This window comes from Flavobacterium sp. (assembly GCF_040402895.1).
In the GTDB taxonomy this organism is placed as follows: domain Bacteria; phylum Bacteroidota; class Bacteroidia; order Flavobacteriales; family Flavobacteriaceae; genus Flavobacterium.
On sequence record NZ_JBBALR010000007.1, the window covers coordinates 132742 to 140677 of the forward strand.

Consider the following 7936-nt stretch of genomic DNA (forward strand, 5'->3'; position numbering starts at 1 on the left):
ATGAAATTAGATAGAAAAGAAATTTTTTCGGTATTAGAAACCATTTCCATTGCTGGTGAAGGTAAAAATATGGTAGAAAGTGGCGCTGTGCAAAACGTAGTAACTTTTGGCGATGAAGTAGTAGTAGATGTAATTTTAACCACTCCAGCTTTACATATAAAAAACCGTGCAGAAGCCGATATTAAAAAGGTAATTGCCGAAAAAATAGATGCTAATGCTAAAGTTAAAGTCAATATAAAGGTAGAAGCTCCTTCAAAAGAAGAGTCCAATACCATTAAAGGAAAACAAATTCCTGGAATAAGCAATATTATTGCAGTTTCCTCTGGAAAAGGTGGTGTTGGGAAATCTACAATTACAGCAAATTTAGCCGTAGCGTTATCTAAAATGGGATTCAAAGTAGGTGTTTTGGATGCCGATATTTATGGGCCATCAATGCCAATTATGTTCGATGTAGAATCGGCTAAACCCATTTCAGTTGAAATAGAGGGAAAATCAAAAATGCAACCCGTTCAAAGTTATGGTGTAGAACTATTATCCATCGGATTTTTCACTAAGCCAGATCAAGCGGTTATTTGGCGTGGTCCTATGGCTTCAAAAGCTTTAAACCAAATGATTTTTGATGCCAATTGGGGCGAATTAGATTTTATGTTAATCGATTTACCTCCAGGAACAGGGGATATTCACTTGTCTATCATGCAATCCTTACCAATTACGGGTGCCGTTGTAGTAAGCACACCTCAAGCGGTTGCTTTAGCAGATGCTAAAAAAGGAGTTTCTATGTTTATGTCCGATGCGATACAGGTTCCCGTATTAGGAATTATCGAAAACATGGCTTATTTTACACCAGAAGAACTTCCAGAAAATAAATATTATATTTTTGGAAAAGAAGGGGCCAAAAACTTAGCAGCAGATTTAGAGGTGCCCTTTTTAGGTGAAGTACCTTTAGTGCAAAGCATCAGAGAAGCAGGAGATTATGGAAGACCAGCAGCCATGCAAACAGGAACTATTTTAGAAACTGTTTTTGAAGAATTAGCCAGAAGTGTGGTAGCAGAAACAGTAAAAAGAAACGAAACATTACCTGCTACAGAAGCAATAAAAATAACCACAATGGCAGGATGTTCTGCTGTGAAAAAATAGACATTTTAAATTTCTTAGACATTTAGTCTAAAAATCTAAAGATTCTAAAAATCTATAAAGTCTAAAATTATGACAGAAATTGAAATAACCGAAAACATTGAGAAAGCTTTAGCAGAAATTCGCCCGTTTTTAAATTCAGACGGAGGCGATATTGAATTAGTGCAAGTACTTGATGGTAAACATGTAAAAGTGAGATTACAAGGCGCTTGTACCAGTTGTAGTTTGAGCATTAGTACAATGAAAGCGGGTGTAGAAACAACAATTAAAAAGTTTGTTCCTCAAATTGAAACAGTAGAAAACGTAATTTAGTTATTAGTTGAAAAGTTAAAAGACAAACGCTAGGAAGTCAAATAGTAAACTTTCGACATTGAACTTTTGACATTGGACTTTCGACATTAGAAATTAAGACTCAAAAAGATGATTGAAACAGATATATTGATAATTGGAGCTGGTCCCACTGGACTTTTTACAGTTTTTGAAGCCGGTTTATTACAATTAAAATGTCATATTATAGACGCACTTCCTCAACCTGGAGGACAATTGGCGGAATTATATCCTAAAAAGCCCATTTTTGATATTCCAGGCTATCCTGAAGTTTTAGCAGGCGATTTGGTGACCAATTTAATGGAGCAAATTAAGCAATTTCAACCGGGTTTTACCTTAGCTGAAACGGCTGAAACCATAGAAAAATTAGAAGACAACTCGTTTATCGTTACCACTAATAAAGGAATAAAACACAAAGCAAAAGCTATTGCTATTGCTGGAGGGTTAGGGACTTTTGAACCCAGAAAACCTGTTTTAAAAGACATAGAATTTTATGAAAATGAAGACCGAGGCGTTGATTATTTTGTAAAAGATCCAGAAAAATATCGAAACAAAAATATTGTAATTGCGGGCGGCGGTGATTCTGCATTAGATTGGAGTATTTTCCTTTCAAACGTAGCCACATCGGTTACTTTAATTCATCGTAGAAATGAGTTTCGTGGAGCTCTAGATTCTGTAGAAAAAGTGCAAGAATTAAAATCTTTAGGCAAAATAAAATTAATCACCCCAGCAGAAGTTTCAAGTTTAAACGGTACGGAAAGAATTGAATCAATTACCATAGATAAAAATGGCGATCAAATGAATATTCCTGCTGATTATTTTATTCCTCTTTTTGGTTTAACACCAAAATTAGGTGCTATTGCTAATTGGGGATTAGAGATTGAAAAAAATGCTATCAAAGTAAACAATGCCTTAGATTATCAAACCAATATTGATGGAATTTATGCCATTGGCGATGTAAATACCTATCCTGGAAAGTTAAAGCTAATTTTATGCGGATTTCATGAAGCCACACTTATGTGTCAAAGTGTATACAATCGAATTCATCCAGGAAAACGTTATGTACTAAAATACACCACTGTTTCTGGAGTAGATGGATTTGACGGAACGAGAAAAGAAGCAGAAAAAGCGGTTGTAAAAAGTATTGAATAATTAGTTACATTTGTAATAAACGCATCAAAATGGATAACATTAGAATGGATAGAAGTGTGGTTTCAAAATCTTCTTTTGAAGAAGCCGATGATCACGTAACTTTTTATAATGATAAAACGCCAATGGAGCGATTATTTTACGTTTGTGATATCATCAATTCTATTTTTGATTCAAGTCCTGAAAAAAAAGTAGACAGAACCATTTTTTCCGCTAGAAAACATGCAGAACGTATTTAATATTGATTTTCTGGAGTTCTTAGAACTAATGGATAATCACGAAGTAGAATATTTATTAGTTGGTGGATATGCAGTAATTCTTCATGGATACGCCCGAAGCACTGGCGATATGGATTTATGGGTAAACCAAACCAATGAAAATTACAATAAATTAAAATTAGTTTATACTAATTTTGGGGCTCCAATTTTTTCAATTGAAGATTTTGAAAGCGATACATTTGATGTATGGAGTATTGGGATGGAGCCTAGAAAAATTGAAATATTAACTAAAGTTAGTGGTTTAGAATTTATAACATCAAAAAAAAATTGTGTATATCTTAACTTTGAAAAATTTAAAATTCCATATATAGACTTTGAGGATTTGATGAAAAATAAAATGGCAACGGGAAGGTTAAAAGATTTAGCAGACGTGGAACAATTAATGAAGAATAAAAAAAAGTGAGTCAAGATGTAACCCTTTTTATTACCGATAGAAACGGAGTAAAACACGAAGTGTTGGCCCCAACAGATATGAATATGAATGTGATGGAGCTTATTCGTTCATACGAATTAGCAGAAGAAGGAACTCTTGGTGTTTGTGGCGGAATGGCCATGTGTGCTTCATGCCAATGTTATGTACTTAACGATGTTTTAAAAACCGAAAGAAACGACGACGAAAAAGCCATGTTAGCCGATGCCTATCACGTGAAAGACACTAGTCGATTAGGGTGTCAAATACATATTTCGGGAGACTTAGAAGGATTAGAAATAGAAATAGCACCAGAACAATAAAAAAAGCGAGAAGTATTTCTCGCTTTTTTATTTTATATTAATTTTTACTGAAATGCCTGTTCTAAATCGGCAAGTAAGTCTGAAATGTCTTCTACACCCACGCTTAAACGAACTAAATCGTCTGTAATACCAATTTCTTTTCGCTTTTCTTCAGGAATGGATGCGTGCGTCATTAACGCAGGATGATTTGCTAACGATTCTACACCACCCAAAGATTCGGCTAGCGTGAATACTTTTACTTTTTCTAACATTTTAATCGCATCGGCTTTTGCACCCGATTTAAAGGTAAAAGAAACCATACCACCAAAACCACCAATCATTTGTTTTTTGGCAATTTCGTGATTTGGATGACTTTCTAATCCTGGATAATAAACAGCAGCCACTTTTGGATGATTTACTAAATATTCTGCCACTTTTGCACCATTTTCACAATGTCTTTGCACCCGTAAGTGTAAGGTTTTGATGCCTCGTAACACCAAATAACTATCCATTGGCCCTAATGTTCCCCCAGTTGCAAATTGCGCAAAGTGTAGTTTTTCGCCTAATGCTTCGTCTTTTACGATTAAAGCACCCGCAATTACATCACTGTGACCGCCTAAATATTTAGTTGCCGAATGCATTACAATATCTGCACCTAAATCTAAAGGTTTTTGTAAATAAGGCGTGGCAAATGTATTATCTACTGCAAAAAGTAAGTTGTGCTTTTTACTGATTTTAGCAATTTCTGCAATATCCGCCAATTTCATTAATGGGTTTGTTGGCGTTTCTACCCAAACTAATTTTGTGTTTTCATTAATTAACGACTGAAATTTTTCCAAATTCGTCATTTCAATAAAATGAAATTTTATCCCAAATTCTTGGTAGATACGAGCAAACATTCGGTACGTTCCGCCATATAAATCGTCCATAGCAATGACTTCATCGCCTGGTTTTAAAAGTTTCATTACGGAATCTGTTGCGGCTAATCCAGAGGCAAAAGCCAAACCTCTCACGCCATTTTCAATACTGGCTAAAGCTTGTTCTAAAGCCGTACGAGTGGGATTGGCAGCTCTACTATATTCGTACTCTGATAAAGGCACACCTGGACTCGTTTGTACAAATGTTGAGGTTTGATATACAGGTGGCATTACTGCTCCGGTACTAGGATCGTGATGCTGATTGCCGTGAATGACTTTGGTGTTGAATTTCATTTTTATATTTTTAACTATTATATTCCTTGTTGTTTGTCGCCTCGCAATTGGCGGTATTGTTTCCTTGCTTCCGTAAAATAAATACTATCGGGATGTTCTAGAACTATTTTTTCGTATAAATTTTTTGCTTTTTCCATATCGTTCAGCTGATTTTTATAAATTTCAGCCGAATAAAATAAAGCTTCATCAATATAAATGCCGTCTTTGTGATTCTCTAAAATGTTTTGATAATAGCTAATTGCTTTGGTAAAATCACCTAATTTTTCGTAATTTTTTGCTACTTTATATAACGTTCCTACTTCAATGGATTCTCCTTTATGTTTTTTTAATATTTCTAAAAAGGCTTCTAAAGCGTCTTTTGGTTTGTTTTGATATTCTAATAAATCTGCTTTTGAGAAATCTTGTAACGCTACTTGAAGAGAATCTTCTGCATCATTATCACTAATTAATAAGAACAATTCTACTGCATCATTAGCTATTAATTGTGTAGAAGCTTGTTTCAATTCGCTAGCTTGTTTTTTTGCCCAATTGAAATCTTTCTTAAAGAAACTAGTTTTTGCCATCCGCATACTGGCTTCGTGTGAAAACTCGTCGTTGGGTAAATCGTTTTGAATTTGCGCGTAATAAATTATTGCTTGATTGAATTTCTCATTAAAAACAAATACGTCAGCCAATTCCATTTTCACTTTTGCTTTCTGACGAACATTTAACTGCATTTCCATAGTTTCTTCTAAAAGCGCTTTAGCGTTTTCAAATTCATTTAAATAAAATGCTTTAAAATGTGCCGCTAAAATTCGCAAATCTACTGCATAAGGCGAATTTCCATACTGGCTTAATAATGTTTCAAATTTTGTTTGAATTAACGGATATGTTTCTGATTTTGCAGATTCAATTTCGTTTTTAAGTAAAAAACAGTTTGCGTTTACAAGTACAGATTCGTCTGAAGTGTTTTGTAAAATAAATTGAAAAATAGCCTGAGCGGTTTCGTTTTCGTTTTCGTTTACACAAATTTGAGCCAGTTGAATAATATCGTCAAAGGATTCTGGGTTTCTTTTATAAATCGATTTTTCTTGTATGAAGGCTTTGTTATATTCTTTTAAATTTATGTATAACCAGCTTAAAAACTGATTCCAATAAATATCTTGTGTTTTTTGGGTGCGAAGTAAAAGTTCTTTTTTAAGCGAATTGGCAAACACATTTTCGGCATCATCTTGCATGAAAAACACCAACTGATTTTGAACACTTAACGTCGAATTCACGTTCGCATAGGCATAATCTAAAAATTTCACTACCATCACATCTAAATTTCCCATCTGACCTTGAAGTAGTGCCATTTGGTAATCGAAATTCATACTAGAATTTGTTTTTTGTGCTATTTCATAAGTGTAGTACGCCTGAAGTAATAACGATTTTTGCTCAAAAGCTTGTCCAATTTGATAGGCATAATTTGGTTGATTTGCTACCGCTTCAATCGCTTTTTTAAAATACGTTTCCGCTTTATTTGTGTCTTTTTGCAGTTGTGAATTGTAACCTAATTCAACAAAAATAATTGGTTGATTAGATTTTTCTTTTTTGTTTAAAAGTAATTTTTCTGCTTTATCGAATTGTTTTAAACCTTGAAAACAAGCGACTAATTTTTGAGTAAAATAGAAATTATTGGGTTGTATTTTCTCCAATTCTTCATATAAAGTTGCCGCTTTTTCAAATTCACCTTTGTCAATATAATTTTGTGCCAATTGTTCGTTTTGTGAGACAACAAGTAGCGAGAAAAAGGACAATATGATGGAATAAATTTTTTTCATAAAAAACAATGCACTAAAGTAACAAAAAATGGTTAACTCAGTGCATTATTAGTAAAGATTTAGGATTAGTTTATAATATCAAATCCAGTATATTTTCTTAATACTTCCGGAATTACGATTCCTTCTGGTGTTTGATAGTTTTCTAAAATCCCTGCTAAAACGCGAGGTAACGCTAATGCACTTCCGTTTAAAGTGTGTGCCAATTGGTTTTTGCCATTCGCATCTTTGTATCTTAATTTTAATCGGTTTGCTTGGAAGGTTTCAAAATTAGAAACAGAAGAAATTTCTAACCAACGGTCTTGAGCGGTTGAAAAGACTTCGAAATCATAGGTTAACGCAGAAGCAAAACTCATATCGCCACCACATAATCGTAAAATTCGGTAAGGTAATTTTAATTCTTGTAATATTTCTTTTACATGTTCCACCATTCCGTCCAATGCGGCATAAGAATTTTCTGGTTTTTCAATTCGTACAATTTCTACTTTATCAAATTGATGTAAACGATTTAATCCACGAACGTGAGCACCATAAGAACCTGCCTCTCTACGGAAACAAGGTGTGTAGCCCGTGCATAAAATAGGTAAATCATTTTCTGAAACTAAATCGTCTCTAAAAATATTTGTAACAGGTACTTCAGCAGTTGGAATTAAATACAAATTATCCGTTGCATCGTGATACATTTGTCCGTCTTTATCCGGTAATTGCCCTGTTCCATAAGCAGATGCTTCATTTACTAAATGGGGTACTTGATATTCTTTGTAACCCGCATCGGTATTTTTATCTAAGAAATAGGAAATAAGTGCTCGTTGTAATTTAGCGCCTTTGCCTTTATAAACAGGAAAACCCGCACCTGTGATTTTTACTCCTAATTCAAAATCAATAATATCATATTTTTTAGCTAATTCCCAATGAGGTAAAGCGCCTTCGTGTAATTTTGGTATTTCTCCTTCTTCAAAAACGTTTATGTTTTCTTCAGGTGTTTTTCCAAAAGGAACAATTTCTGCAGGTAAATTAGGTAATTTATATAATTCGTCTTGCAATTGACAAGTAATTGCATTCAAACTTTCGTTTAACTGCTTAGAATTTTCTCTAATTTCAGTGGTTTTTTCCTTTAAGATTTCGGCTTTGGCTTTTTCTCCATTTTTCATCATTTCGCCAATATCTTTGGATAATTTATTAGATTCAGCTAACAAGTTGTCTAATTCTACTTGCGTATTTCTTCGTTTTTCGTCTAATTCTACAATACGTTCTACAATGCCTGCCGCCTCAAAGTTTTTTTTCGCTAAACGCGTAATTACTTCTTCTTTGTTTTCTCTAATAAAAT

At 33.8% G+C, this 7936-nt stretch carries 9 protein-coding genes; 6 read left to right on the forward strand and 3 right to left on the reverse strand.

Features of this window, described 5'->3' with window-relative positions:
• From ABWP60_RS07835 to ABWP60_RS07860, 6 genes are all read left to right on the forward strand, one after another.
• A complete protein-coding gene (locus tag ABWP60_RS07835; protein ID WP_353150915.1) occupies positions 1-1137 on the forward strand; it encodes an Mrp/NBP35 family ATP-binding protein in 1137 nt (378 codons plus the stop codon).
• A gap of 69 nt (positions 1138-1206) precedes the next feature.
• The gene (locus tag ABWP60_RS07840) at positions 1207-1446 is read left to right on the forward strand and encodes a NifU family protein (RefSeq protein ID WP_353150917.1); all 240 of its coding nucleotides are present in this window, start codon (positions 1207-1209) and stop codon (positions 1444-1446) included.
• A gap of 108 nt (positions 1447-1554) precedes the next feature.
• Positions 1555-2613: an NAD(P)/FAD-dependent oxidoreductase gene (locus ABWP60_RS07845; protein ID WP_353150920.1), complete on the forward strand. Its 1059-nt coding sequence runs from the start codon at positions 1555-1557 to the stop codon at positions 2611-2613.
• A 29-nt stretch (positions 2614-2642) separates the two neighbouring features.
• Complete coding sequence (locus tag ABWP60_RS07850) at positions 2643-2849, forward strand: hypothetical protein (RefSeq protein WP_353150923.1); 207 nt, start codon at positions 2643-2645, stop codon at positions 2847-2849.
• Positions 2833-3291: a hypothetical protein gene (locus tag ABWP60_RS07855; protein ID WP_353150926.1), complete on the forward strand. Its 459-nt coding sequence runs from the start codon at positions 2833-2835 to the stop codon at positions 3289-3291. The genes ABWP60_RS07850 and ABWP60_RS07855 overlap by 17 nt, the downstream gene beginning before the upstream one ends.
• Positions 3288-3620: a 2Fe-2S iron-sulfur cluster-binding family protein gene (locus tag ABWP60_RS07860; RefSeq protein WP_353150929.1), complete on the forward strand. Its 333-nt coding sequence runs from the start codon at positions 3288-3290 to the stop codon at positions 3618-3620. Before ABWP60_RS07855 ends, ABWP60_RS07860 begins: the two co-directional genes overlap by 4 nt.
• 44 nt (positions 3621-3664) lie before the next feature.
• Here the strand turns inward: ABWP60_RS07860 and ABWP60_RS07865 are convergent, their stop codons facing one another.
• The 3 genes from ABWP60_RS07865 to serS all read right to left on the reverse strand — a co-directional run.
• Positions 3665-4810: a cystathionine gamma-synthase gene (locus ABWP60_RS07865; RefSeq protein WP_353150931.1), complete on the reverse strand. Its 1146-nt coding sequence runs from the start codon at positions 4808-4810 to the stop codon at positions 3665-3667.
• 17 nt (positions 4811-4827) lie between these two features.
• Positions 4828-6612, reverse strand: coding sequence for a tetratricopeptide repeat protein (locus ABWP60_RS07870; RefSeq protein ID WP_353150934.1), 1785 nt, complete (start codon positions 6610-6612; stop codon positions 4828-4830).
• 65 nt (positions 6613-6677) lie between these two features.
• Positions 6678-7936, reverse strand: a 1259-nt coding sequence (gene serS, locus ABWP60_RS07875) for a serine--tRNA ligase (protein ID WP_353150937.1), incomplete at its 5' end; no start/stop codon positions are given.

Excerpts from the sequence above, each read along its gene's own strand:
- ABWP60_RS07835 (WP_353150915.1), top strand. The coding sequence starts at position 1 with ATGAAATTAGATAGAAAAGAAATTTTTTCGGTATTAGAAACCATTTCC.
- ABWP60_RS07855 (WP_353150926.1), top strand. The coding sequence starts at position 2,833 with ATGCAGAACGTATTTAATATTGATTTTCTGGAGTTCTTAGAACTAATG.
- ABWP60_RS07840 (WP_353150917.1), top strand. The coding sequence starts at position 1,207 with ATGACAGAAATTGAAATAACCGAAAACATTGAGAAAGCTTTAGCAGAA.
- ABWP60_RS07845 (WP_353150920.1), top strand. The coding sequence starts at position 1,555 with ATGATTGAAACAGATATATTGATAATTGGAGCTGGTCCCACTGGACTT.
- ABWP60_RS07850 (WP_353150923.1), top strand. The coding sequence starts at position 2,643 with ATGGATAACATTAGAATGGATAGAAGTGTGGTTTCAAAATCTTCTTTT.
- ABWP60_RS07865 (WP_353150931.1), bottom strand. The coding sequence starts at position 4,810 with ATGAAATTCAACACCAAAGTCATTCACGGCAATCAGCATCACGATCCT.
- ABWP60_RS07870 (WP_353150934.1), bottom strand. The coding sequence starts at position 6,612 with ATGAAAAAAATTTATTCCATCATATTGTCCTTTTTCTCGCTACTTGTT.